The 23,967-nt window shown below is 68.9% G+C and carries 17 protein-coding genes; 6 read left to right on the top strand and 11 right to left on the bottom strand.

The annotated features are described in order from the left end of the window. Nucleotides 1-665: 665 nt before the first annotated feature. The 4 genes from ACWDX9_RS18700 to ACWDX9_RS18685 all read right to left on the bottom strand — a co-directional run bounded on the left by ACWDX9_RS18700 (nucleotide 666) and on the right by ACWDX9_RS18685 (nucleotide 8,031). Nucleotides 666-3,875 (bottom strand): tetratricopeptide repeat protein, encoded by a 3,210-nt coding sequence (locus tag ACWDX9_RS18700; RefSeq protein WP_449955258.1) that lies wholly within the window; start codon nucleotides 3,873-3,875, stop codon nucleotides 666-668. 316 nt (nucleotides 3,876-4,191) lie between these two features. After that, a complete protein-coding gene (locus tag ACWDX9_RS18695; RefSeq protein WP_449955255.1) occupies nucleotides 4,192-6,183 on the bottom strand; it encodes a hypothetical protein in 1,992 nt (663 codons plus the stop codon). Next, entirely contained in the window at nucleotides 6,180-7,328 is a 1,149-nt protein-coding gene (locus tag ACWDX9_RS18690) for a 5'-methylthioadenosine/S-adenosylhomocysteine nucleosidase family protein (RefSeq protein WP_449955252.1), read from the bottom strand. Before ACWDX9_RS18690 ends, ACWDX9_RS18695 begins: the two co-directional genes overlap by 4 nt. Nucleotides 7,329-7,335: 7 nt before the next feature. Further along, on the bottom strand, nucleotides 7,336-8,031 hold the full coding sequence (locus tag ACWDX9_RS18685) for an NUDIX hydrolase (RefSeq protein WP_449955250.1): 696 nt from the start codon (nucleotides 8,029-8,031) through the stop codon (nucleotides 7,336-7,338). A 77-nt stretch (nucleotides 8,032-8,108) separates the two neighbouring features. Between ACWDX9_RS18685 and ACWDX9_RS18680 the strand changes: the two genes are divergently transcribed. Both ACWDX9_RS18680 and ACWDX9_RS18675 read left to right on the top strand, forming a co-directional pair. After that, nucleotides 8,109-8,348 (top strand): hypothetical protein, encoded by a 240-nt coding sequence (locus tag ACWDX9_RS18680; RefSeq protein ID WP_449955360.1) that lies wholly within the window; start codon nucleotides 8,109-8,111, stop codon nucleotides 8,346-8,348. Then, on the top strand, nucleotides 8,261-8,638 hold the full coding sequence (locus ACWDX9_RS18675; protein ID WP_449955355.1) for a tyrosine-type recombinase/integrase: 378 nt from the start codon (nucleotides 8,261-8,263) through the stop codon (nucleotides 8,636-8,638). The genes ACWDX9_RS18680 and ACWDX9_RS18675 overlap by 88 nt, the downstream gene beginning before the upstream one ends. Before the next feature lie 269 nt (nucleotides 8,639-8,907). On the opposite strand, the gene ACWDX9_RS18670 is transcribed toward ACWDX9_RS18675, so the two are convergent. From ACWDX9_RS18670 to ACWDX9_RS18650, 5 genes are read right to left on the bottom strand one after another with little or no spacing between them, the layout of a single operon-like run. Beyond that, a complete protein-coding gene (locus ACWDX9_RS18670; protein WP_366317353.1) occupies nucleotides 8,908-10,074 on the bottom strand; it encodes a hypothetical protein in 1,167 nt (388 codons plus the stop codon). Between the two features lie 27 nt (nucleotides 10,075-10,101). Then, nucleotides 10,102-11,187 (bottom strand): enolase C-terminal domain-like protein, encoded by a 1,086-nt coding sequence (locus tag ACWDX9_RS18665; protein WP_355199997.1) that lies wholly within the window; start codon nucleotides 11,185-11,187, stop codon nucleotides 10,102-10,104. Between the two features lie 16 nt (nucleotides 11,188-11,203). Next, nucleotides 11,204-12,088 carry a carbohydrate ABC transporter permease gene (locus tag ACWDX9_RS18660; RefSeq protein ID WP_350727272.1) on the bottom strand — a complete coding sequence of 295 codons (885 nt, stop codon included), beginning with the start codon at nucleotides 12,086-12,088 and terminating at the stop codon, nucleotides 11,204-11,206. Then, the gene (locus tag ACWDX9_RS18655) at nucleotides 12,085-12,930 is read right to left on the bottom strand and encodes a carbohydrate ABC transporter permease (protein WP_350727271.1); all 846 of its coding nucleotides are present in this window, start codon (nucleotides 12,928-12,930) and stop codon (nucleotides 12,085-12,087) included. The genes ACWDX9_RS18660 and ACWDX9_RS18655 overlap by 4 nt, the downstream gene beginning before the upstream one ends. Beyond that, nucleotides 12,917-14,209 carry an extracellular solute-binding protein gene (locus ACWDX9_RS18650; protein ID WP_449955245.1) on the bottom strand — a complete coding sequence of 431 codons (1,293 nt, stop codon included), beginning with the start codon at nucleotides 14,207-14,209 and terminating at the stop codon, nucleotides 12,917-12,919. The genes ACWDX9_RS18655 and ACWDX9_RS18650 overlap by 14 nt, the downstream gene beginning before the upstream one ends. A gap of 108 nt (nucleotides 14,210-14,317) precedes the next feature. Between ACWDX9_RS18650 and ACWDX9_RS18645 the strand changes: the two genes are divergently transcribed. Both ACWDX9_RS18645 and ACWDX9_RS18640 read left to right on the top strand, forming a co-directional pair. Beyond that, a complete protein-coding gene (locus ACWDX9_RS18645) occupies nucleotides 14,318-14,974 on the top strand; it encodes a GntR family transcriptional regulator (RefSeq protein WP_449955242.1) in 657 nt (218 codons plus the stop codon). A gap of 75 nt (nucleotides 14,975-15,049) precedes the next feature. Next, nucleotides 15,050-15,637 carry a site-specific integrase gene (locus ACWDX9_RS18640; RefSeq protein WP_449955352.1) on the top strand — a complete coding sequence of 196 codons (588 nt, stop codon included), beginning with the start codon at nucleotides 15,050-15,052 and terminating at the stop codon, nucleotides 15,635-15,637. A 12-nt stretch (nucleotides 15,638-15,649) separates the two neighbouring features. Here ACWDX9_RS18640 and ACWDX9_RS18635 read toward each other — a convergent pair whose 3' ends face one another. Then, the gene (locus ACWDX9_RS18635; protein ID WP_449955239.1) at nucleotides 15,650-15,895 is read right to left on the bottom strand and encodes a hypothetical protein; all 246 of its coding nucleotides are present in this window, start codon (nucleotides 15,893-15,895) and stop codon (nucleotides 15,650-15,652) included. A 729-nt stretch (nucleotides 15,896-16,624) separates the two neighbouring features. On the opposite strand from ACWDX9_RS18635, the gene ACWDX9_RS18630 reads away from it, so the two are divergent. After that, nucleotides 16,625-22,543 carry a DNRLRE domain-containing protein gene (locus ACWDX9_RS18630; protein ID WP_449955235.1) on the top strand — a complete coding sequence of 1,973 codons (5,919 nt, stop codon included), beginning with the start codon at nucleotides 16,625-16,627 and terminating at the stop codon, nucleotides 22,541-22,543. 159 nt (nucleotides 22,544-22,702) lie between these two features. After that, complete coding sequence (locus ACWDX9_RS18625) at nucleotides 22,703-23,230, top strand: hypothetical protein (RefSeq protein ID WP_449955232.1); 528 nt, start codon at nucleotides 22,703-22,705, stop codon at nucleotides 23,228-23,230. Nucleotides 23,231-23,400: 170 nt separating this feature from the next. Here the strand turns inward: ACWDX9_RS18625 and ACWDX9_RS18620 are convergent, their stop codons facing one another. Then, the gene (locus ACWDX9_RS18620; RefSeq protein ID WP_449955229.1) at nucleotides 23,401-23,649 is read right to left on the bottom strand and encodes a hypothetical protein; all 249 of its coding nucleotides are present in this window, start codon (nucleotides 23,647-23,649) and stop codon (nucleotides 23,401-23,403) included. Between the last annotated feature and the right edge of the window lie 318 nt (nucleotides 23,650-23,967).

Here is a 23,967-nt window from a genome sequence, read left to right as displayed (position 1 = left end):
CGACCCCGTCCACTGTCGGCCAGCCGTGTCCCCGCCTCGTCCGCGCCGTGTCATGGTCGTGTCACGGCCGCAACCGACGGTGGCAGCCGTCAACAAACCGAGACACGCGGCAGGCAACGCGCGCACATCCGGCACCCATCGTGGTCCGTTGACAACGAACGACCCACACCCCTCCACCCCCGGCGTCTTCCCCCTCCCACTGCCGGTTCCCGACATCTCCGACTCGGCCGATTCACTCCGCCATCTCGACACCCGGGCAGGACGTTCACCCGACAGGTCTATTCGGCGATCCTGGCGTATTGGCATCGGGTCTGGCCGTTCGCGTCTCCGCTGTGCCGGCGGCCGACCAGGACCTCGTTGGGTGGGGCCGAGAAGAAGGAGGTGCTCTCCCTTCGGGAGTCGGCGGCGGTCGGTTGTGCGATTCCGGTGATGGTCAGAATCCCAACCACCAGTGCCGGGAGCAGCGCTGGACTACGCCCCCGAGATCCGCACCTGAGCCGCTCGAAAGACCGTCTCGCAAATGGTCGATGCGGGACGACCTGGACGGCCGTCCGCATACGCGGTCACGCTTGCCTTGACGAGGCGAAGCCGCAGTGTCAGTCACAGGAAGTACTCGCTCGTGTCGTGCCTTCAGGTTGCCCGACGGCGGATGACAGCGAGGCGGATCACCCACGCATCCAGCCGGGAACGTCCTGGCCGGTGATCGCGCGGTACTCGCGGGAGACCCCCGCGGAGTCGCCCGCGTAGGCAAGGTACAGCTGTGCCATGATCGTGATGATGATGTCCCGGTCGCGGTCGGGCAGGTAGCGACTGGCCGGCAAGGCATGCAGCAGGGGTGCGACCGCTTCGCGAAACCTGGCCTCCTCCACCAGCATGAGCCCGAGGACTGTCAGAGCCTGCACATACGACGGCATATGAGCAACCGAGTCGAGTTCGGCCAGCTGCGCGTACAGGACAACGGCCTCCTGCGCGAGCGGGACGGCCTCGGCGCGCCGCCCGGCCTCCGCCAGCCGAAGCGCACAGTTGCGTAGCGAGAGCGCCAGATCCGGCAGATACTCGGCCCGGTCGAGCCCCACCATCTCCCGCCACAGGGCCACCGCCTCCCCGGCGACCGGGGCCGCCTCCGCCGCCCGCCCTGCCTCGGCCAGCCGCCCGGCGTGGTTGTTCAACGCGCTCGCCAACATGGGCAGGTGAGGCGGGCGATCGAGCTCGGCCAGCTCCCGCCACGAGGCGACCGCCACTTCCGAGTACGGGAGCGCCTCGGCCCGCCGCTCCTCGCCCACGAGCCGCAGCGCGTGCCTGGATGACAGGTCCGCCAGGCTCCTCAGCGTGGACACCAGCTCAGGAAGGCGAACGGCCGGGTCCCGCCCGGCCAGCTCCCGCCGCAGCGAGACTGCCTCCGAGAAGAACCCGACCGCCTCCGCCTCGCGCCCGGGCGGGACGAGCTTGAGCGCGTAGTTGTGCAGCGAGGCGGCCAGCAGGGGCAAGTAGGCCCTCCGGTCGGAATCGGCCAGCTCCCGGCACACGTCGATCGTCTCCACCGAGAGCCGGATGGCCTCGTCCATCCGTCCGGCCTGTGCCAACAGCCCGATGTGGTTGTTCAGCGACACGGACAGGTCGGGCAGGTGGGCCGCCCGGTTGAGCTCGGCCAGCTCCCGGCACAGGGTGAGGCTCTCCTCGGAGAGGGGAAGTGCCTCGTCCAGCCGCCCTACCTCAGCCAGCCGTCCAGCGTGCCTCTCCAGGGCGGTGGCCAGGTCGGGCAGGTAGGCGGCGGGGTTGAGTGCGGCCAGCTCCCGGCCGATGGTGACGGCCTCCTCCGAGAGCAGGACCGCTTCGGCCGGCCGCCCCATGTCCGCGAGCTGGAGGGCGTGGTTGATCAACGATGGGGGCAGGTTGGGCAGGTGGGCGGCGGGGTTGAGCGCCACCAGCCGCCGCCGCAGGAGAAGGGCCTCCTCGGAGTGCGGGAGCGCCTCGTCCAGCCGCCGCGCATCGGCCAGCGAGGCAGCGTGGTTCGCCAGGGCGGTTGCCAGGTCCGGCAGGTGGGTGGCCGGGTCGGCGGCGGCCAGCTCACGCCGGAACGCGATGGCCTCTTCGAGCAGCGGGAGCCCTTCGTCCCGCCGGCCCAGCGACATCAGCCTCGTGGCCTGGTTGTTCAGGGAGGCGGCCAGGTTGGGCAGATGCCTGGCGCGGTCGAGCGCCGCCAGCTCGCGCATGATCTGGACGGCCTGCTCGCCCTCGGCGAGGGCGCGAGCGTGCAGCCCGGCATAGCCCAGGCGGATGGCCAGATCCTCGTGGACGCGGGCCTGCAGGGCGGGCTCCGTGGTGGCCGTCAGCCGATGCCCGGCGAGCCGGGAGGTCACGGCGGCGATGCCGATGTCCAGGTCGATGTGCCGGTGATCCGGCAGGACGGCCGCGATGCCCTCCAGGAGATAGGGATCGATCCCGTCCAGCGCGGCCAGGGCGGCCAGGGTGGCGCCCCCGGCCTGCAGGGCCAGCTCGGGGTACGCATCCAGCAGCGGGTACAGCTGGCCGCCGGCCAGATGCGGCCATCGGCGCGCGGCCTCCACCAGAGTGGCCAGCGCGTGGGGCGCCCACACACGGCCGGGGTCCTCCACCGGCGCCTCCTCCACCGGCTCCTCCTCCGCTGGCGCGAGCAGCCGGGCCGGTGCGCCGTCGGCCCATGGGTCGGCCGGGAACTCATGAGAATGGCCGGAGGTCATCAAGGCGACGAAGTCCTCGCCCAACCGGTCCGGGTACAAGGGCTCCAAGACCGTGTCCCGCGCCCCCGGGTAGCAGACCGCGTGATCCTTAAGAAGCTGCCCGGGAGCCTCTCTGGAGTCGATCCCGGCCAGGGCCAGCGCCGCCCTCCCGTCGGCGTGGCCGAGCCGGCCGGTCAGCGTGGCGGTGTAGACGAGCTGCCCCAGCGCGTCGGGAGTCGTACGGAGCGGGTTGTCGCGAGAGGGTGCGGACATCGCCTCCCAGTGATCGCGCTCGCGGGCCAGGAGGAAGGCCGACACGGTCACGGGGTCGGCGGGCGGGGGATCACCGCGATCGTAGGCCAGCACCGCGGCCAGTGCGGCCATGTGCACGGTCAGTACCAGCCGGTAAGCCTCGTGACGGGCCCACGCGGGTGGCGGGTCCACATTCCCGGCGTCCGGTATTCCGAGCAGCTCGGCGAACCGGTCACGCGCGGCATCGAACAGCCCGGCGCGCGTGACGTCAGGCCCGTCCTCCAGCGGCCCCAGCTCCGTACGGCCGGGCGTCAGGTGGACGTCACGCTGGATCCGGTACGCCAGGCCCTGCCACCAGGTGCCGGACGGGCGGGCCAGCAGCAGCACGCGTACCGGCAGCCCCGTGCCGACGCGGGTGTCGGCCAGCAGCGACAGCACGTCGGCGGTGTCCCACCGCTCGGCGTAGTCCACCACCAGCAGCACCCCGGCGGCCCGCGCCAGATCGGGAACGACGAAGGGCTCGGGCGCGGAGCGGTCGCGCCGGTGATGTGCCGCCAGCACCACCCACCCGTCTTGCCGCCATGTCCGCGCCACCTCATGGGCCAGGCGCGTCTTGCCCTGCCCGCCCGCTCCGTGGATCAGCCGCACCGCGAGGCCCGGCCCGTCCCGCCAGCGCCGCAGGTCGTCCAGCAGGTCGCGGCGTCCGGTGAACGCGATCAGCCCGTTCGCCGCCTGCAGCAGGCCGCTGGGCCGCGCCCGCGCCTGCTCCGGCGGTGGGGCGGCGGCAGGGGCCGGCCAGACCGCCAGCCGGTACGGCTCCCCGCCGTCATGAACGATCATGTCCCCGGCGGCCTGGTAGATGCGCGCGAACCCCGAGCCGGTTGCGCGCTGGTGAACCCGGCGCACCCCTTCTGGACCGCTCATGACGGTCATCATCGGCCGTACCCGGGACCTCGGGCAAGCGGCCCATCCGCTTCGTCTGACGTCTGACCCCTTCCACCGGAGGTGTTCGGCTTCACCAAGGTCATCAGGGCTAAGCCGACCGCGACAGCCGCAATTCCATGGGGCCGTCTCGCCCGTGTACTCCCCGGTCACCGGCACGATCGGCAGCGGCGGATCCGCCCGCCAGAACGCAGGCCGGCGGATCAACGCCCCGATGACGCCTCACAGATCGGCCACCCAGCTCGTGTCTGGTGAACGAGCGATCATCGGAAGTGGTTCACCGACCGGTCATGGTTCGTCAGGCGAAGATGGCGTTCACGGCCTTGCTCACCTCCGCGAGGGGGACCTTCTCACGTTGGCGTTCGAAGGCGATCCACTCCTTGCCCTCCGCGGCGACCCCTTCCAGTACGTGCAGGGCGTTGCCGAGCCCCGCCGTGCCGAGGGTCAACTGTGACGCGCCCTGCGGATCCTTGTCCTCGTTCTCGGTGACATCTGTAGGCGGGTCGGTCACCTTGACCTTGATCGGATCGCCGTTGGTCAGCGTCAGCTCGAAGACGTTCTCTCCGTTGTCGGTCTCGGCCACCTGGACGAAGGTGAACGCGTCGTAGCGGTAGTTGGTGCGGGCCCGGCTGCGGAAGGTGGCCTTCTGGAAGTCGAGGTGCACGGTCAACTGCCGCACGCCGTCCTTGGTGAGCAGGAAGAGCAGGATCTTGTATTTCGAATAGCGCCATGGCCCGTTCTCGATGCGTGCCCTGTCATAGAAGGGCGTGGCGGGCGCCTCGATGAAGGCGTGGGCGAGGACGTCCTGCCGCTTCAGCCTGTAGAGGCTCATCGCCTGCTCCATCAGCGCCTTGCGGTCGCACTCCAGCCAGCGGGCCATCTCGAGATCGTCCGGTCTGTCGGCGAGTTTGCGTTTCCACCGGTCGAAAGCCGCCTGGCGGCCGGCCAGCAGTCCCTCCTTTTCCGCCTTGTCGGCGGAGTGGCGCCTGTACTCCGCGGCGATGCGCAGCCACAGGCGAGCCGCGGACCAGACCGAGGCCAGGGCGGCGACCGCGGCCGGCGACACGAGCAACGGCCTGACGTGCGCGCCGCTCCAGATCAGAAAGCCGCCTGCCGCGGCCGCCGCGATCGCGGCGAGCACGCACATCGCTTTCACGAGCAAGGGGACGCGCAACTCCTTGCGGTAGTCCCACAGCTTGCCCGCCTGCCAGCGCCGCGCGACGTCGGCGACCAGGTATCTGGTGAGCCAGGCGACTCGCTTGGCGTTGACCGTGCTCTCCCGGTACATGGTGACGACCTCGTCACGCAAGGCCCGGCGGACGCCCGCCGTCTCCGAGAGCCAGCGGGCCCTGTCCTCGCCGGACGGGGTGTACAGCGCGAAATAGTGGTTGAACTGCCGGTCGATCTTGCTCGCGAAACCATCGCCGCGCGTGGTCGCCGGCCGGCGCAGATCCTCGCGATCCTTCGCCTGGCGGCGCTCCTTCCTGCACCGCCACTCCACGCCGCTGCGCACGCTCGCGTAGCAGCCGGCCGCAAGAGCCAGCAGGGCGGACACCGCCGCCGGCCCGTTGTCCTGCCATGCCGTGGCGCCGATGAAGCCGACGGTCGCCAGGGCCAGCGCGGTGGTCGCCGTGGCTCCGGTCCAGATGCCGAACCCGATGAGAACAGGATCCGCCGGCCGTACCCGTGCGCCGATGGGCTCCGGCTGGAAGAACTTCCAGGCCCGGCCCAGCCGGTCCTTCGCGCAGCGGTCGCTCCGGGCCGCGTCGAAGGCGCGCGCCCAGAGGGCGTCCTCGGCGGAGCTGTCCAGGAACATCTCCATGTGCTGCAGGACGTCGTTGCGCTGCTCGTCGGTCAGCTTCTGGAGCTCCTGCTCTATGTCGGCAGCCCCGCCATTCGCAGGACGGGACGTCAGGAGGTGGTCGACCAGCTTGATCGCGTCGGCCCATTCGTCGTCGTCGTTGACGGCGCCGCGCACGCAGCGCAGCATGGCGATCTCGTTCGGCGGGACCTGCTGCAGGGTGCGTCCGCTGAGCAGGGCCAGCAGCAGGTAGAAGCAGGAGTGGCCGTTGACGTAGTTGCGCAGGACCACGGCGTCGCGGATGTGCTCGCGCGCCTCCGGAGCCATCCCGGCGCGCAGGGAATTGAGCCCCGCCTCGAAGGTCTCCTCGGGTGATGGGGAGGCCGCGACCTGGTAGACGTTGACGGGTCCATGGATGGCCTCCGCCTGGACGGCGACGTTGGCCGAGTCCTGGGCGAGGTTGGTCGGGCCGGAGGGGGAATCGTTCACAGGACGCCCCGGATGGCCGCGATGACGGCTGACACGTGCGCCGCCAGCTCCGCCACGTCCGCCAGGAGCCCGCGGAGTTTCTTGAGCGCGATCACCGCTTTGCTCCTGCCCGCCTCGGTGCTCTCGGACAGCGACTCGGCGGCGACGGCGATCTCCTGCTCCGCCGCGGTGAACGTGTCCTCGTCCACCTCCTGGGCCTTACGCGCCCTGGCGAGCCGGTCGCGCAGCTCGGCGAGCTGGGCGGCCGGGTCGGCTGCCGGGGTCTGAGGCGGGTGACCGATGGTGATGTTCCCGTGGATGTGCCCGGCCTGCACGCCCACCCGGGCGTTGTCGCGGGCGACGTTCTTCACGCTGTCGGACATGCTGTTCGCCTCTCTCGCCTTGCTCGCCGGATGGTTCTCGTGCTCCACGGCCAGTTCCTGAGCGAGGGCCACGGCGAAGGCGGCGGCGTTGGCCGCCGCCTTCGGCTGCCAGTTCAGGCCGTCGGTCGCGGTCTTGGTGCCGTCGGCGCGGTCGCTGATGCCGCGCACCACGGCCATGGGCAGCGACCTGTTGTGATGGGCGGCCTGCGCCACGCCGGCCGACTCCATCTCGATCGCGAGCGCGTCGTTGTAGGTCTGGCGCACCCACTGGGCGTGCGCGGAGATCGCGGAGTCCTGTACGACCTCGCCGGCCGCGATCGGGCCGAAGCGCACCGCGGGCACGGCCGCGCCCGCGGGCAGGCGGCGGGTCCAGGTCTCGGTGCGGTAGAGGTGGCGGGCGATCTGGTCGGTCTCGTGGTCGATCTCCCAGACGCGCGGGCGGGCTTTGAGGCCGTCGTCCTCGCTGGTGCCGCCGTGGTAGGCGTACACGTGCGTGGCCACCACCACGTCGCCCAGGCCGATGCCGGGCCACAGGACCCCGGCGACCCCCACGAACAGCAGCGCCGACGGCGAGAACGCGGCGATCGCCCGCTCGGCGATCACCGCCGCCGGATGGTTGCCCTTGCCGACCAGGCCCAGGACCACCCGGCGTCCGTCGCCGGAGAGGCGGCCGAGCTCGAAGCGGGTGCCCGCGGTGTGGCGGTGCACGCGCGGGTCGGTCAGGTGTTCGCGGACGGCCTGATACTCCAGATCCAGCGCGGTGAGGATCACGATCACGACCATCGACCTCCTAAGGCCGAGTCATCGGGGGATTGAGGACGTGGGCCGGACCCGCCTTGAAGAGCCGGGCGGGCCTCCCGTTCGGGGTCTTGCGCATCGGGCCGTCGGCGATGATGAAGTCGCGGGCGCCCTGGACCTTGCGGTAGAAGTTGCGGGGATCGAGGCGGACGCCCCAGACCGCCTCGTACACCTGCTGGAGCTCCGAGATGGTGAAGGTCTCGGCGCAGAACGCGGTGGCCAGGGCGGTGTGCTCCAGCTTGGTACGCGCGCGTTCGACCCCGTCGATGACGATGCGGCGATGGTCGAACGCCAGCTTCGTGCCCGGGGCCAGGGCGTCGTCCACCGGGGTCCAGGAGGCGTCGGCGGCGTCGGTGCCGGCGATGGGCTCCGGCAGGCGGGGTGCGATGGCCAGGTAGGCGACGGACACGACGCGGCCGCGCGGGTCGCGGCCCGGCTCGCCGTACACGGCCAGGGGCTCCAGATGTACGTCGGACAGGCCCGCCTCCTCCGCCAGTTCGCGCCGCGCCGCCGCCTCGATGTCCTCGTGCTCGTCGCGCAGGAAGCCGCCCGGCAGGGCGCGTGCCCCGAGGAACGGGTCGATGCCACGTTCCACGAGCAGGACGTGCAGGCGCGCGTCGCGCAGGGTCAGGATCACCAGGTCGACCGCGAGCAGGATGCGCGGCGGCTGCCATGGGTCGTCGGACATGACCACACCATAGCTTTTTGTCAGATCGACAGGAAGTCCCTTGTTGAGTACGGGTGTGGGGCTCGAATATTCGATTCATGCGCCGGCCTACAGCCACCCAGGTGCTGCACGCGCACCGGCAGCAGCAACTCCAGGAACGCCTGGCCATGGGCGAGGCGTGGACCGACAGCGGGTTCGTCTTCACCCAGCCCGACGGCAACCGCCTGCATCCCCAGCACGTCTCCGACCAATTCCTCTGGCCGGGCTACCACCCGTCCGGCTGCATGACCTCCGCCATAGCGCGGCCTCGCTGCTGCTGGCGGCCGGGGTGGAGATGAAGGTGGTCCAGGAAACGCTGGGACACACCTCCAGCGCCTTCACCACCGACACCTACACCTCCGTCTACCCGCAGGCGGCCACGCCACGGCCGAGAAGACCGCCGCCCTGCTGTTCGGCGAGACTGCGCCCGGGAAACTCTCTCGCCGTTGCGGCTGGGGCTGATGGTGACGCGCTGCAGGGCTCGCCAGGATTGCTTGAGTTCCGCGGCGGTGTGTGCTCGCAGGGCGCGGAGGCTGCGTATGAGGCCTTTGACGATGCGGGGGTGCCCAAGCAGAGAATGGCGTCGTGACTGATCTCTACGCGGTAAGGGTGCTGGCCGTCGATCCAGCGCGCCGGGCTGGGAGCGATCCTCCGCGCCCGGGTGCTCGCAGAGTTCGGCGACGACCCCCACCGCTACACCTCAGCGCCCCGCCATCGCCATCGGCCCCGCCGCGATCATCGACAGCGCCGGCCTGGTCTCGGTCACCTATGTCGGAACCGACGGCACCATCGGTTGGAGAGGAGGACGGGCCGGAGCCGGTACCCACGATCCCTGCTCGACGCCCGGGATCGCCGGACTCAGACCAGGAGCGGGGCGAGGTGGTTGGTTCGCGTTCCCTCGGCGGAGGTCAGGTAACCGCGCAGCCGCCCCGCGATGCTGCCCAGTTCGCCGGACAGCGCGTACGACGGGCCGTACAGAGCGGGTGGCCGGATCGCGGCGACCTGTGCGTTGAGGTCGGTGACCAGGCCGGCGCTGGTGCCGCCGTTGGGCACGATGCGGATCGTGTAGTCCAGGATGCTGTCGGCTTCCCCGCCGATGATGTGGGCGCCGGGCAGGATGCCGATGCCGGTGTCCCAGTCCATCGAGTTGCGCACATTCTCGAACACGGCCGAGGTGGCGTGCTTCGTGCCCGGGTTCTTGGAGAAGACCACGGCCACGTTGGGGGTCGTCCGGTGCGTGCCTTCCTGGTAGACCATGGCGTAGCCGCTGGTGGTGCTGGTCGGCGTCCACGGGTAGTAGGGGATGTTCTGGCCCGCCCGGTACCACTCGCTCGGGTCGCCGTTGGCGTCGAGTCGCAGCGCCAGGGCGGTGAAGGCGTCGGCGGAGCGCAGGAACGGCAGCCAGTTCTCCAGGTAGAACTCGACGTTCGCGACTGTCGTCCCGGCGTTGACGACCTTGGGCAGCCGGATGACGCGGCGGATCTCCAGCGTGCCGTTGGACAGTCTGGTGTAGCGGGTGAGCTGCGGGACGGCGTCCGATCCCGCGAAGTCGGCGACGAGTTCGGCGTACCACTGCCGGTCGGCGATGGTCCACACGTCGGTCGCGGTCGGGGTGGTCCGCTCGACGCGGACCGTGCGCTGGTAGGCGCCGGGGCGGGTGCCCGCCTGGTTGACGTTCCAGCGCCGGTCGAGGACGTTGGTCGCGGCTTCGACGTTCAGGCCCCACAGGACGGCCTGCATGACCCGGTCGGTCTCCTCGCCCTCGTAGGTGGGCGAGAGCAGTGGCCGGTAGCCGGTCGGGCAGTGCCGCATCTGCGGGATGCAGCCGCCACCGCCGAGCCGGAAGTCGAACTGCTCCCTGCCTTTCCAGGAGTTGCGCTGCCACACGTCCGTGCCCTCGGTGAGCAGCTTCCACGTCCAGCCCTTGGCCGCCGCCGCGGCGGGCGTCGCCGCGATCAGGGGTAGCGTCGCGGCGGTCGCCAGAACGGCACGCCTGCTCAGGCCGGTGCTCCGTTTGTCGCTCATGTTGGTGTTCTCCTTTGTGGGGGGAATTCAGGAGGTGTAGGGCTCCAGCCCGGCCGGTACGGCAGTGCGCTCCCATTCGGCCTCGTATCCGATGCCGGGCGCGGTTCCCGCGTGGACGAGCCCGTTGGCGTCGACCGCCTCTTCCCTGGTCACGGGGTTGGCGGGGACGAACGACTCGTAGTAGGTGGTGTTGGGGATGGCCATGCACAGGTGGGTGTGCACGATGCCGCCGCCGTGGACCTCGGCGCGCATCCGGTAGGCGTCGGCCAGGTGGGCGATCCGCATCGCCCCGGTGACGCCGCCGCGCAGGCCCGCGCTGGTGCGCACCGCGGTGGCGGAGCCGTTGGCGATGAAGTCGGCGGTGTTCATGTGGGCGCCGTCGCTGGTCTCGGCGACGATCAGGGGTACGTTCACTTTCTCGGCCAGGCGCTGGTAGGCGGTCGCGCTGAACTCGCGCATCGGCTCCTCGTACCAGAGGTATCCGGCCTCGGACAGGACTCTGCCCAGCTTGATCGCGTCGAGCAGGTCGAACCCGGCGGATCCGTCGTACATCAGCGGCACCGAGTCGCCGACGTGCTCGCGCAGTGCCGCGCACAGGGCGATGTCGCGGTCGACGTTCCCCCAGGCGTGCAGCTTGATGGCCGGGTAGCCCAGTTCCAGGCACTGGTCGGCGACGTCGAGGTACTCGCTGACGGTGGCGAAGGTCGAGGTGGAGGCGTACGCGGGGATGGCGGTGCGGTACCCGCCGAGCAGTTGGTGCACCGGCAGCCCGGCGGCCTTCCCCGCGATGTCCCACAGCGCCACGTCGACCAGGCCGTGGATGTAGAGCGGCATCTCCTCGATGCGGTCCAGCTCCCAGACGCGGTGCCACAACCACTCACGCTGCAGCGGGTCGGCGCCGAGCAGTTCGGAGCGCAGCCGCCGGTCGGCGATGTCGGCCAGGATGGCGCCGCGTTGGCTGTAGGCGTAGCCGGTGTGCCCGTCGTCGGTGGACAGCACGAGCCAGCCGCCGGTGTGCGCGGGCTCGGACCCCGGCAGGCCGTCGCGCCAGCGGAAGGCGGGTGTGACGGCGGGCTGCGCGCACAGGACGACGTCGACAGCGGTGATCTTCATTTCACTCCGTTGCGGTTCAGTTCTTGACGGCGCCGTCGAGCAGTCCGCGCACGAGGTGGCGCTGGGCGAACAGGAAGACGAGCGCCACGGGCACCACGGTGAGCACGCCCGTTATCGCGGCTTCTGGTCGGTGGATGGGGAGATCGCTGCCTCCCAGTGCCGGGTTGAGCGCCGGTGAGCCGGAGATCAGCACGCCGAGCCCGACCGGGAGGTTGAAGGTCTCGTCGTCGCCGAGCATCACGAACGGGAGGAAGTAGTTGTTCCAGTTGCCAATGAAGGCGAAGAAGGTCAGCAGCGCGATCAGCGGCTTGCCCAGCGGCAGGGCGACCCTGGCGAACAGGGCGGCCTCCGAGCAGCCGTCGATCCTGGCGGCCTCCAGCACCTCGCGAGGCAGCAGGGTGGAGAAGTAGATGAAGGCGAGGTAGACCCCGAACGGGTAGAGGCTGGCGGGCAGGATCACCGACCAGGCGGTGCCGGTGAGCTGGACCGCGTTCACCTCGAGGAAGAGCGGGAGCACGAGCGCGGCGGGTGGCACGATCATCGCCAGCAGCGTGGCGATGAGGATGACCCGCCGGCCGGCGATCCTCGTCGCCGCCAGCGCGTACCCGGCCAGCAGGGACGTGGTCACCGACAGCAGCACCGCGCCGCCGGTGTAGACCGCCGAGTTGACGATCCACTGATAGATGACGCCGTCGTTGAAGGTGGTCAGGTTCCGCCAGGCGGTCAGGTAGCCGTCGAGCGAACCGAAGGACAGCGGATGCCCGCCGGTGATCTGGGCATCGGACTTGGTCGGCGCCAGCACCAGCCACACCAGCGGCAGTGCGCAGGCCAGGGCCACCAGGCCGAGCACGACGGACACGGACGTCCGCCACACCCACGGCCCGCCGAGCCGCTCGGTCATCGGTCGACCTCCGTCTCGAAGAACTTGGCCTTGAAGACCAGGAAGCAGGCGGCCACGGTGCAGACGGCCAGGAGCATCAGGCACAGCGCGGCGGCCGCGGCGAAGTCGCCGTTGTCGAAGGCGAACAGCAGGCCGAGCTGGTTCAGCGACCACGACTTGGAGCCGGTGAAGGCCACGCCGTACAGCAGTTGCGGCTCGATGAAGATCTGCAGTCCGGCGGTGAAGGCCAGGATGACCATGTAGACCACGTACTTGGAGATGAGCGGCAGCTTGATCCGCAGGGCCGTCTGCCACCAGGTGCAGCCGTCCACCTTGGCGGCCTCCAGCACCTCGCGCGGCACTCCCTGCAGGGCGCCGTACATGATGACCACCCACTGACCGAAGCCGGTGGCGAAGGCCATCAACGCGAAGATCATCACCAGGTACGACGGTTTCAGCACGTCGTTGCCGGTGCGCATGCCCAGGCCGTGCAACAGCGGAGCGAAGGGGCTGAGCGCGGGCTGGAGCATGACGTACCAGAGGAGCACGCTGGCCGAGCCGGTGACCGCACCCGGCAGCATGTAGACCAGGCGCAGCGCCGTGCCGTACAGGGGACGCTGGTCCTGGACGAACAGCGCCAGCAGCAGCACGCCGATCACCATGACCGGCAGGTACAGCGCCATGAACAGCGACACGTTGCCCAGCGCGGGCAGGAAGCGGAAGTCGGCGATCGCGTTGCCGTAGGCCCGCGGGTCGCTCAGGGACTCGTAGAGGGCGTACATCACGGGGCCGATCCCGAAGACCGCGAGCAGCACCAGGTACGGCGTCACGCACAGCCAGCCGAACAACTTACCCGACGTCATAGCCCTGTGCCTTCGCCAAATTCACCAGCTCGGCCTGCAACGCGTCCAGGCCGGCCCGGACACTGCCGCCGGAGCGGATCGCGGGGACCACCGTCTGGGTGAACGCGCCCTCGACGTCGTAGCGGGTGGGCTGCTGCACCGGGTTGACCTTGGCCGCCTGCTCCCGCATCACCGGGAACGGGTCGGACGCGTAGAACGGGTCACCGGCCAGCCTCTTGGCCCACGCGTCTGCCGAGGGGCCGTAGGCAGGGTAGGTCGGCGCGCCCTTCTGGTAGCCGGCGTCGGTGGTCATCCACTGGATGATCTCGGCGGCCCCCTTCATGTTCTTGGAGTGGCGCGAGACCAGGTAGACGCCGCCACCCGCGCTGCCGGACCAGTTGGTCGTCTCGCCGTCCCAGGACGGGTACGCCGCCGCGGCGATCTGCCCGTTGGGGGTGGCGAACAGGTCCTTGGGCTTGAACAGGTAGTCGCCGAGCCAGGAGGCCCCGGGCAGCATGAGGACTTTGCCCTCCTTGCCCAGCTTGGCCATCTCCGGGTCGAAGAGCCCCGCCTTGGTGACCGAGCCGTTCTTGACCAGCGGGTCGAGCACGTCCGCGACCCGGGTGCACTTGGGATCCTTCAGGTCGATGTGCACCTTGTCCGGCCCGGTCACCTGCTGGATCGGGCAGCCGCTGGACCAGAAGTAGTCGTAATAGGTGAAGAAGCTGCCCGCGCTGCCGATGACGTAGCCGGGGTGCTCCTTGGCCACCCGCTCGCCCAGCGCCCGGTAGTTGTTCCAGGTCTTGGGGAGCTGGTAGCCGAAGCGCTCCATGAGCGGCTTGTTGTACCACAGCACGGTCTGGGCCAGGTCGTTGCGCAGGCAGTACAGCTTGCCCCCCACCTCGCAGGGCGCGTTGGCCGTGCCGAAGTCCTTCCGGATCTGCTCCTGCACCAGTGAGTCGAGGGGCTGGGCATAGTCGAGCTTCCCGGCGAACTGGGAGACCATGTTGGGCTGCCCGGCGAAGATGACGTCCGGCCAGCCCTTGCCGGTGCGGTTGAACAGCTGGATCTTCGTCAGCAGGCTCTGCCCGTCGTAGGTCTCGACCTTCATCTTCAGGTTCGGGTGCGTCTTCTTGAACTGTTCGAATCCGGCCAGCCGGGTGGGGTCACTCCACACCAGCAATGTCGCGTCACGATCCTCGGTGATGGCACCGCTGACGGCTGCGGGCGTGTTGGACGAACAGGCGGCGAGCAGGGCGCCTGCGAGGCACGCCGTTAGGGGGATGCGAAATCTGATCACAGCTGCCTCGACAAAATCGTGTACGATGTCTGAAGTCAGATGTTGCATGCATGTTACGGCGACGTCAACCCCCATTTGTCGCTATGTTGTGAACGTCAGGAGGCTTGGATGACCGACTCACCCGCGCCGGCACCGGCGCTCCCCCGCCGGCAAGTGCTGGCCGACGACGTGTACGACGTGTTGCGAGAAATGCTGCTCAGTGGCCATATCCCACATGGCAGCCGGGTCAAGATCGACGCCCTGGCGGCCCAGCTGAAGATCTCCAACACGCCGATCCGCCAGGCCTTGGGCCGCCTGGAGGCCGACGGCCTGGTCAGCAAGCACCCCTACCGCGGCTTCGTCGCCGCCGACCTGCCCGACCACAAGACGATCTCCGACCTGTACGAGTGCAGGCTGCTGCTCGAACCTCCCACGGCCGCCCGTGCCGCCCGGGAGTTCCGCGCGGAGGACCGGGCGTTCCTGCGCCGACAGGTCGACGTTCCCGGCGGCGACCTCACCATGCTGGCCAAGGCCGACGAACTACTGCACGGCAAACTCGCCGAGATGGCCAGGAACCTGGTCGTGGCCGAGACGCTGGAGCGGCTGTTCGTCCGTTCGCGCGCTTTCCGGATCTTCTACGCCCGGGAAGGCGCCGCCGAGCTCACCCGGGACGAGCACGAAGCCATCGTACGAGCAGTCGTGGCGGGCGACAGCCCGGCTGCGGCGGCCGCGATGACCGCCCATCTGCGATCGGCGGGAGAGCGAATGCTCGCGTCACTGCCGTGAGATCCAGAGGTCCGCGGCCGCCGATGCTAGGGGCTCTGGTGGCCGACGGCGGCGAGGTCACCCACGTCAAGGCCCATCTGGTGGCTGCCCGCGCTACGGGGCCTGCGCCGCGGTGAATTGGCCGGGTTGCGCTGGACGGACGTCGACCTGCAGGCGGCGGAACTGACGGTGACGCAGCAACGGGTGCACGCCGACGGCCAGGTCGTGGTCGGGCCGCCGAAGAGCGCCGCCAGCTGCCGGGTGGTGGCTCTGGACGCGGAGACCGTGCGAGTGCTGACCCAGCACCGCGAGCGGCAAGAAAAGGTGAGCGCGGCAGCAGGAACACACTGGCGGGACTCGGGATACGTGTTCACCACCGCCGACGGCGCGCCGCTGCGGCCGGACTACCTCACCGGCCGGTTCCGCCGACTGGTGGCGACCTCCGGACAACCCGCGATCCGGCTGCACGACTTGCGACACGGCGCCGCCACCCTCGCGCTGGCCGCGCACACCGATCTCAAGGTGGTGCAGGCCATGCTCGGGCACGCCAGCATCGTGCTGACCGCCGACACCTACGACACCTACGTCTCGGTGCTGCCGGAGGTGGCCCACCAAGCCGCCCGGGAGACGGCGCGGCTGGTGCTGAGAGCAGCGTCCAAGCTCGGGCAGGAGCTCAGTGTGTGACTCAGCTTTGCCTCATGTTTGCCCCATGCCGCCGCTGGCCGCAACCGCGGCTGGAGGTTCCGCAGGTGGAGAAGCGCGCCCGCCCGGCCTGCCCTCCCGCCCGAAAGCGCCCGCGAACGCCTCATCGGCGAACACCTCGCCCAACTCATCACGCACCTGAACCAGTAACGGCACCTGCCTCTTACCTCGATAGATCGCCCGGATCGCCGCAGCGACCTCGGGCGCCGGCTCCGGCCACCGCATCGGCTGCATCGACATCGCCGTCTCCATCCACCCCGGGCAGCCAGGACGAAGACCACGACGACTGTTGCCAAACCATTCATGATCAGGACAAACACCATCAGATCACGAACCGGAGCCACTAATCCGAGTTAACCAGCAGGGTCGTACAGGCCCGGCAGTGCGGCTGGCGCTGACGGAGCCCGCCTTCGTACCAAAAAGGATCTTTACATAAGACCGCAACACATGTGATGATCACTCCGTTTTGCCACATCTGTTCGAAAGGCTCGAGTGAAACCATCACGAACAGCGTCCGGCTTATCCAGCCGGACGCGACGTCGCGCTGCCCTGATCGCAGCCGTCGCCATGCCGCTCTCGCTCATCAGCGCACCCGCGCTCGCCCAGGACCCCACGCCACCCCCCGCAACCCCGCCGAGCGCTCCCGCCACCCCCACCGGTAAGGCGCTGGCGCAGGCCAAGAAGGACAACCGGCGCATCGAGATCGAGTCGCTGCGCTCGGAGAACACCACCTACTACGCCAACCCCGACGGCAAGACCCTGCGGATGGAGCAGTACCTGGAGCCCATCCGGGTCAAGAACGCCGACGGCAAAGGGTTCACACCGATCGACACCACGCTCATCGAGGCGAACGGAGTCATCAAGCCCAAGGCGGCCAAGGGCGCCCTGACACTGTCCGCAGGCGGCGACACCGAAGCGATCAAGAGCAAGAGCGGCGACCTCGCCGCCCGGATCGACGCCCCCCGCACGTTGCCCGAGCCCACGCTCAACGGCAGCACCGCCACCTACCCGTCCGCGTACGGCAAGGGCATCGACCTGGTCGTCACCGCCACTCCGACCGGGTTCCGCCAGCAGATCGTCATCCGGCAACGCCCGGCCGAGCCGGTAACGTTCCGCATCCCCGTGGATCTGCCCAAGGGCGTCTCCTTCGGCAAGAACGCCAAGGGGCAGCCGACGCTGAAGAACCAGGACGGTAAGCACAACCTCGACATCCGCCCCGCGGCACTGCTGGACGCGAAGGCCGCCGACGCGAACGCCGACCTCGGCGCCGTCAGGGTCGGCAGGGCCCAGGTGAGCCTGGACGGATCGTCGCTGGTGTACAGCCCCGACGCCGCCTTCCTCGCCGACCCGGCGACCACATTCCCGGTGACCATGGCCGCCGTCGACGACGACTGGTACGAGTGCACGCTCGGGGGCGACCCCTGCCCCCCCGGCGATCCGATGGACACGTACATCAATGACGTGGACCTCACCGACAGCTGGGACATGCACTACCGCGACCAGATGTGGGTCGGCAAGTCCTACGCCAGCGGCATCGCCAAGCGCTGGCGCGCCTACATTCAGTTCCCGCTGCCGAAGGCGACCGACCCGTTCTGGGGCTCGAACATCCAGAACGCCGACCTGGAGTTGTGGAACTACCTGTCCAACGACTGCGGCGAGTTCGTCGGCTCCGGAATCACCGCCCGGCGGGTCACCTCCGACTGGGACCATCTGACCCTGGCATGGGGCGACCAGCCATCGGTCACCAACGTGGGCGCGGACACCGAGTACGGGGCGTACAGCCCCGACTGCGCCGGCTCGATGAACTACGAGCACGACCTCATCCACTCGGTCGACACCATCGTCCAGGACTGGGCGGACGGGGAAACGAACTACGGGTTCCAACTCCGCGCCGGTGACGAATCCGAATTGCGGAACTGGCGCCGCTACCGCAGCCGCGAGCAGACCAGCGGCTACCCCGCCCACGGCCCCAGGCTCACGGTCGATTTCGAGCCCAAAGTGAAGCCGGCACGAGCGGTCGTGATCCTGGCCCCCGGCGAGCCGACACCGCGCACCGCGGAGGAGTTGGAAGCGTTCGCCGCACAGGGGCGGCTGCAAGCGACGGTTCCGTCGCCGGAGCCGATCACTCCTGCAGCGATGCAGGCGGAGCTGGCGAACGCCGTGGACGACAGCGTGACGTCCGCTGATGAGCTCCAATCGCCGCTGCCGCCACCCGTCGACGGAGTGGCGGCCCGCTGGTCGTTCACTGAAGGAACCGGCAGCACCGCCGCGGATTCTTCCGGGAGCGGGCACGATGCGGCCGTCGGCGACGGCGCCACCTGGACACCTGGCGTGACGAACTCCGCGCTGACGAACACAGGAGCCGGCGACTCAGCGGGCGAGACCACTGCCATCCAGAGCCTGGCGCCGGCGCTGCGATCCGCGGCGCGAAGGGCGGTCGCCGCGGGCAAGCCGGTAGAGGTCGTTGAAGCGACCACTGAGATGAGCGTCACCTACGCACAACCGGACGGAACGCGGTTCACGACCGAAGCCCACGCGAAGCCGGTCCGAGTCAAGCGGGATGGCACGTGGATCCCGATCGACCCGACGCTCGTCGAGCAGGCCGGAAAGCTGAAGCCGAAGGCAATGGCCCAGGGCGCCGTCGTGGAGATCTCCAATGGCGGCGAGGACGCCTTCGTCAAGATGAAGGTCGACGGGCACTCGTACGCGCTGCGCTGGCCGACGCCGCTGCCCAAGCCGACCGTCAAGGGCAGTGTGGCCACCTACACCGACGCCGCCGGAGTGGGCGCCGACCTGGTGGTGACGGCATTGTCGACCGGGTTCCGGTATGAGGTGGTGCTGCGCCAGCGGCCGTCGAAGCCGCTGGAGCTGCGGATCGGCGTAGATGACGAGGGCCTGACCCTGACCGAGGGCAAGGGCGGCCGGCTGCTGCTGAAGGGCAAGGGCAAGAAGCTGGTCGCCGCAGGAACACGGCCGATCGTGTCGGACGGCAGCGCCAAGGGCCCACTGGCCAAGCGCGCCGAGGCCGGCACGGACGTGGTCACCAAGGACGGCCGCACGGACCTGGTGGTCAAGCTCGACCAGGCGTTCCTGGCCGACGCCGGCACCACCTACCCGGTGCGGGTGGCCGCGGCCGTCACGCTGCCCGTCGGCGCCGACGTCGATGTCAGCACGCTCGACGTGGACTCGCCCGCCTACCCGAGCGGCCCGAACCTCCTGGCCGGCACCATGACCGGCGGGATGAAGATTCGGACGCACCTGAAGTTCGACACCACGGGCCTGCAGGGCAGCACGGTGACCGACGCCAAGCTGTCGATGAACACCATCGACAGCCACAACTGCGGCACCGCACTCACCAACGGCATCCAGGTCGCCCGGCTGACCAGCGCATGGGACCCGGACAACCTGTACTGGGCCACCAAGCCTGCCTTCACCACCGAGGACGCCTCCACCAACTTCAAGGGCGTCAACTCCGACTGCGCCACCTGGCCGGACAGCATGGACTGGAACGTCACCGGCATCACACAAGACTGGGCCGCCGGCGCCGCCAACCACGGCCTCGTGCTCAAGTCGCCCGGCGAGGCGAACATCAACAACTACCGGGTGTTCACCTCCTCCGAAGACACCGACTTCAACCAGCCGCCCACGCTGACCATCACCACCAGCGGACCGGCCTCGCAACCGGCCGTCTCCGCCCCGGCCATCACACCGGCGCAGACCGTGGACGGTGTCACCGTGACCGGCTCGCTCACCCCGCAGCTCGCCGCGACCGTCGCCGACCCCGCCGGCGGCAACCTCACCGGCCAGTTCGAGGTCGAGCACGACCCGGCTGCGCCTGGGCAGGGCACCGGCCAGATCTGGACCGGCGCCTCGCAGACGGTCACCTCCGGCGGCCAGGCCACTGTCAGCGTCCCCGCCGGGAAGCTGGCCGACGGCTGGAAGATCCGCTGGCGAGCCCGCGCGGCCAACGCCGCCGCCTCCACCACCTCTGCGTGGTCGGAGTGGCAGACGGCCACCGTGGACGTGCCGAATCCCAGCGTCGGCCCTTTCGGCGTCACGCCGTCACAGGTAGTCGACGGTCAGACGGTCACGAGCAGCCTGACGCCCACCCTGCATACCATGGTGAGCGACCCGGCGGGTCAACCGGTTCGCGCGGAGTTCGATGTCGAACACGACCCGGCCTCGGCGGGGCAGGGTACCGGGCAGATCTGGGCCGGTGGCGTCGACAACGTCGCCTCCGGGACCCAGGCCGCGCTCACCGTTCCTGCGGGCAAGCTGACCGATGGCTGGAACGTCCGGTGGCGGGTCCGCGCGATCAACTCCGCCACCACGGTCAGCTCACCGTGGTCCGGCTGGCAGAGCCTGAGCGTCGACGTTCCGCCGCCCGCTTCCGAGCCCGCGATCGGAGCTCTGCAGATCTCTCCGTCAGAGCAGGTGAACGGCACCACCATCGTCACCACGCTCACTCCGACGCTCCGCGCCGAGGTCGGCAACCCGATCGGTGGAACCCTTCGTGCCGAGTTCGTGGTGGAACACGATCCAGAAGCCACGGAGCAAGGCAGCGGCCCCATCTGGGATGGAGCCGTCGACAACGTGGCCTCCGGCGCGCAGGCCACCGTCAATGTCCCCGCCGGGGTACTGACCGACGGGTGGAAGGTGCGCTGGCGTGCTCGTGCCGTTGCGGGAGAAACGAGTTCTCCCTGGTCTGAGTGGCACTCGGCCACTGTCGCAGTGCCCAAGCCGGCCGTGGCCGATCTCGTCCTCACCCCGTCAACGGTCATAGACGGCCAAACGATCACGAACGTACTGAGCCCGACGCTCAAGGCGACTGTGACCGGGCCCGCCGGGCAAACGGTCCGGGCCGAGTTCGAAGTCGAGCACGACCCGGACACCACCGGGCAAGGCACTGGGCAGATCTGGGCTGGATCCGTCGACGGCCTCGCATCGGGCACGCAGGCGAGCATCACGGTGCCCCACGGAGAGTTGTCGGACGGATGGACCATCCGGTGGCGTGCCAGGGCGATCGCCGGAGAGGTGCCGAGCGGCTGGGCCGCGTGGCACTACGTCACGCTCGATCTGACTCAAGCCGGACCAGGACCGATGGCGCGAACGGCCGGGCCGGTGCTACGCACCGATCAAAGTTTCACCGTCGCGGCATGGGTGAGGTGGGACGACCAGAACGGCGCGTACACCATTGTTGGACAAAATGGCGTAAATACGGCGCCATTCCGGCTGGGAAACGACCCGGAAGACGGCCTGACCTTCAGCTTGACGTCGTCTGATGCCGCCGACGCGAGATCGGAAGGCGTCGTGTCAGGCGTCAAAGCTCCCGCGAACTCCTGGTTCCACATCGCGGCCGTGTACGACAAGCAGAGCAGCACTGCGACTCTCTACCTCAACGGCAACACCATCGGGTTGCCGGTGCTGGACGAGAGCCAAGAAGACACGGAGGTGTCGGCAAGCGCGCCGATCAGTTTCCCGACCTGGAATTCCACCGGGCCGCTCACCCTCGGCACCAGCATGAACGGCACTCTCGACGAGGTGTGGGCCTACGATCGCGCCCTGTCCCACTCGGAGATCGCTGAGCTGGTGGACGGCAGCAGTTCCGAGGAGTTCGCTCCGCTCGCCGGCCAGGGTGACAGACGGTCCACGACAGCCATGGCCGCTCCGCAACCCATGACCTACGATCGCGTCGACCCGGAAGAATGCTGGAAGAAATTCGAGGACAACGACAGATACAAAGCGACCTGGCGGAAGAACCGCTTCAGCGGATGTCAGGTGCACAGCATCAAATTCGCCGGTGACGGCGCGGATACCGGGCAGTTCTACCTGATGCTCGTCGCCAGCACCTTCAACGGTCCGGACGGAGTTCCCTCCGGCGGAACCAGCCGGGACATGTACTTCGACGTCTATGTCAATGAGTTCAGGTTCACTGACTACGATTTCCTGGACGCGAACTATACGCTCGGCCTGAGCCCGGCACGAGGGCAGACGGCGTGCCGTCACATCACCTCATGGAACGGGAGCGCACAGCACAACAACATCACCAAAGAAGGCGACGAGCTGCGGGCCCTCAGCAATCCGATCGACGACAAGTGGCCCAAGCTCGCCACCTGGCGGTTCCGCGCCGCTCCCGGAGACACGAGCGGAGCCGATCTCATCTCGAACTGCAACTTCAGCCCATGGATCAAGACCGACAGCGACGAGTGGGCAGATCCCATCAAGTTCGAATGGGGCCATGGCGCCACGCCGCAGCAGTTCACCATCCGGTGCGACTCCGCCACATACATCTCGAAGCAGTTTCCGGGAGGGTGTGTGATGCCCGCGGCAGCGTCCATCAAATGGGAGCTCGGGGCTGGTTACGACGAAGCCTACATCCATTACTGGAAGGCCTGTTACGACAAGGGCGACACCTACCCCAAGAGGCCCGACAAGATCATCAAGGGCTGCGCGACCTCGGCCAACGAGAACCCCGGAGCACAGAACTACCTGCATCGGATAGGCCAGCCGGAGATCGATCGGAACCGCGGACGAGCCACCACCAGATGCAGAAGTCTCTGGCCGAACTACGGCACTCCCGTACCTCCCATGGTCCACATGGAGTGCGATGAGTTTCCGCCGGCATCCGCCGTGGAGCGGACACCGGCCGGGGACAAGGCAAGGAACTTGTCGGTGTGCGCCATGCCGGGCACGGCGGCCGGCCCCAACGGTAAAGCCGGCAAGGCCATGACGCGCTTCTACAATCGGGACCGGCTCCTGTACAAGGACGATCCATGGTTCTCGCGGTTCGCCTCCAAGCTACTCCCCTATCCGGCCACACCGTCCAACCCGTCGATGGATTCCAACTGCTGGAAACCTGCTGTGGGCGGATACACGAAGTGGCCATAACCGGGACGTGACGCGCGTGTCGCAGAATCAGCGTTCATGAGAAGCAGCCTCCGTCGCCGTACGGCAGCCAGCCTGCCGCACGGCGACGGAGGCGCATATAGGAGGGAACCCCGCTTGAATCCTTCAGATTTCCAAGAGTCAGTGCGGCGCTATCGAAGCTTGTTGAAAGAGGTGGCATGGATGGGCGAAGGGATGGCATGGACGGTGATCGTGCCGGAGTCCGGAAGCCTTTCTCTCGACGAGGTGGGGCGCCGAGTCACCGGTGGCGCGACTCCGCAGTTCCAGGAGTACGAGCCCGGTTACGCGGACCTGACGGCCTTCCGGCGGTCCGGAACGTCGGTGATGCTCTTCCAAGCCGAGGGTTTCACGCCTGTCGGGGAGCAGCCGATGCTGGGGCGCGTCAGTTCGGGCGCGCAGGTCTGGCATGTGCAGTGGAACATCACCGGAGCCCGCAGGCTGCTCTATGCCGCCGACGGCGGGGTCGTGGCCGAGGTCCGCGACTTCGATCCGAAAGGGATTCACGGCACGAACGCCGAGGCTCTCCGGGAAGAGGCGGCTCTGCTCGGTGGCACCCGGGACGCGTTCACTGTCCGGGCGAAGGCCATGGCGATCGTGGAGCAACGGACGAACGTCCGGCTGGAGAGGGAATGGCTCGATCATCCTCAGCCCTCCCTGGAGATCGACTGAGCCTCGCGGGCGCTGGAGCCGCCATGCCCGCCCACGGGCCAGGGAGATGGTGGGGTGGGCGGCCGGCTTGGTACCGGTGAAGATCGCGGTGCAGCGCGGTGACCAGCGGCGATCACCCCTGCTGACACCTGGGTCGGCTATTTTCCGGCAGAGCCCGGCGGCAGCAGCCGCTATCCGTTCCCGATGACCTGCCGGGCCACGCGCAGCTCGGCGTCGCGGGCACGCCGGAACCGGTCGAAGTCCCGGCGGTGGGCGGCGATGGCGTCGAGCTGAACGGCCTTGTCAGCGGCGGACCGGGCGGCGACCAGCCCGGTTGCCCGCCTGCAGCCGATGTCGGCCGTGGCGACGGCGAGCTCCCGGGACGAGGCGTGGCCGGGTTTCGCCCACGCCGGATCGGGGGTTGAGGAGTTCCTCCTCAACCCCCGTCCTACCGGCGAGCAGCCGAGCTGTTCGCCGGCATCATCAAATGGACGAACTGGCGGGACGGTCAAACTGCCGAACCAGCCGACCTACTACGGCGACGTATCCCTGATCCAGGCGGGATCCGGCCGGGTCACGAGCCCCACCATCTTCAACGGCGGCAGTGAACCGCTCCGGGTCTGATGGAGACTCGATTCCTTGAGAGGATCGAGTCATGGCACCTCCGTCCCCCTACCCTCCCGAGCTTCGTGAGCGTGCGGTCCGTATGGTCGCGGAGATCCGGCCGAACTACCCGACCGATTGGGCCGCGATGAAGG

It is taken from the genome of Nonomuraea sp. NPDC003201 (assembly GCF_053590415.1).
The sequence above is the reverse complement of the archived record's forward strand: the minus strand, read 5'-3'. Positions and strand labels throughout refer to the sequence as shown.

Bases quoted from the DNA above. Each gene is read 5' to 3' on its own strand.
- ACWDX9_RS18700 (WP_449955258.1), bottom strand. From the start codon at position 3,875: ATGAGCGGTCCAGAAGGGGTGCGCCGGGTTCACCAGCGCGCAACCGGC.
- ACWDX9_RS18690 (WP_449955252.1), bottom strand. From the start codon at position 7,328: ATGGTCGTGATCGTGATCCTCACCGCGCTGGATCTGGAGTATCAGGCC.
- ACWDX9_RS18685 (WP_449955250.1), bottom strand. From the start codon at position 8,031: ATGTCCGACGACCCATGGCAGCCGCCGCGCATCCTGCTCGCGGTCGAC.
- ACWDX9_RS18680 (WP_449955360.1), top strand. From the start codon at position 8,109: ATGCGCCGGCCTACAGCCACCCAGGTGCTGCACGCGCACCGGCAGCAG.
- ACWDX9_RS18670 (WP_366317353.1), bottom strand. From the start codon at position 10,074: ATGAGCGACAAACGGAGCACCGGCCTGAGCAGGCGTGCCGTTCTGGCG.
- ACWDX9_RS18665 (WP_355199997.1), bottom strand. From the start codon at position 11,187: ATGAAGATCACCGCTGTCGACGTCGTCCTGTGCGCGCAGCCCGCCGTC.
- ACWDX9_RS18660 (WP_350727272.1), bottom strand. From the start codon at position 12,088: ATGACCGAGCGGCTCGGCGGGCCGTGGGTGTGGCGGACGTCCGTGTCC.
- ACWDX9_RS18655 (WP_350727271.1), bottom strand. From the start codon at position 12,930: ATGACGTCGGGTAAGTTGTTCGGCTGGCTGTGCGTGACGCCGTACCTG.
- ACWDX9_RS18645 (WP_449955242.1), top strand. From the start codon at position 14,318: ATGACCGACTCACCCGCGCCGGCACCGGCGCTCCCCCGCCGGCAAGTG.
- ACWDX9_RS18635 (WP_449955239.1), bottom strand. From the start codon at position 15,895: ATGTCGATGCAGCCGATGCGGTGGCCGGAGCCGGCGCCCGAGGTCGCT.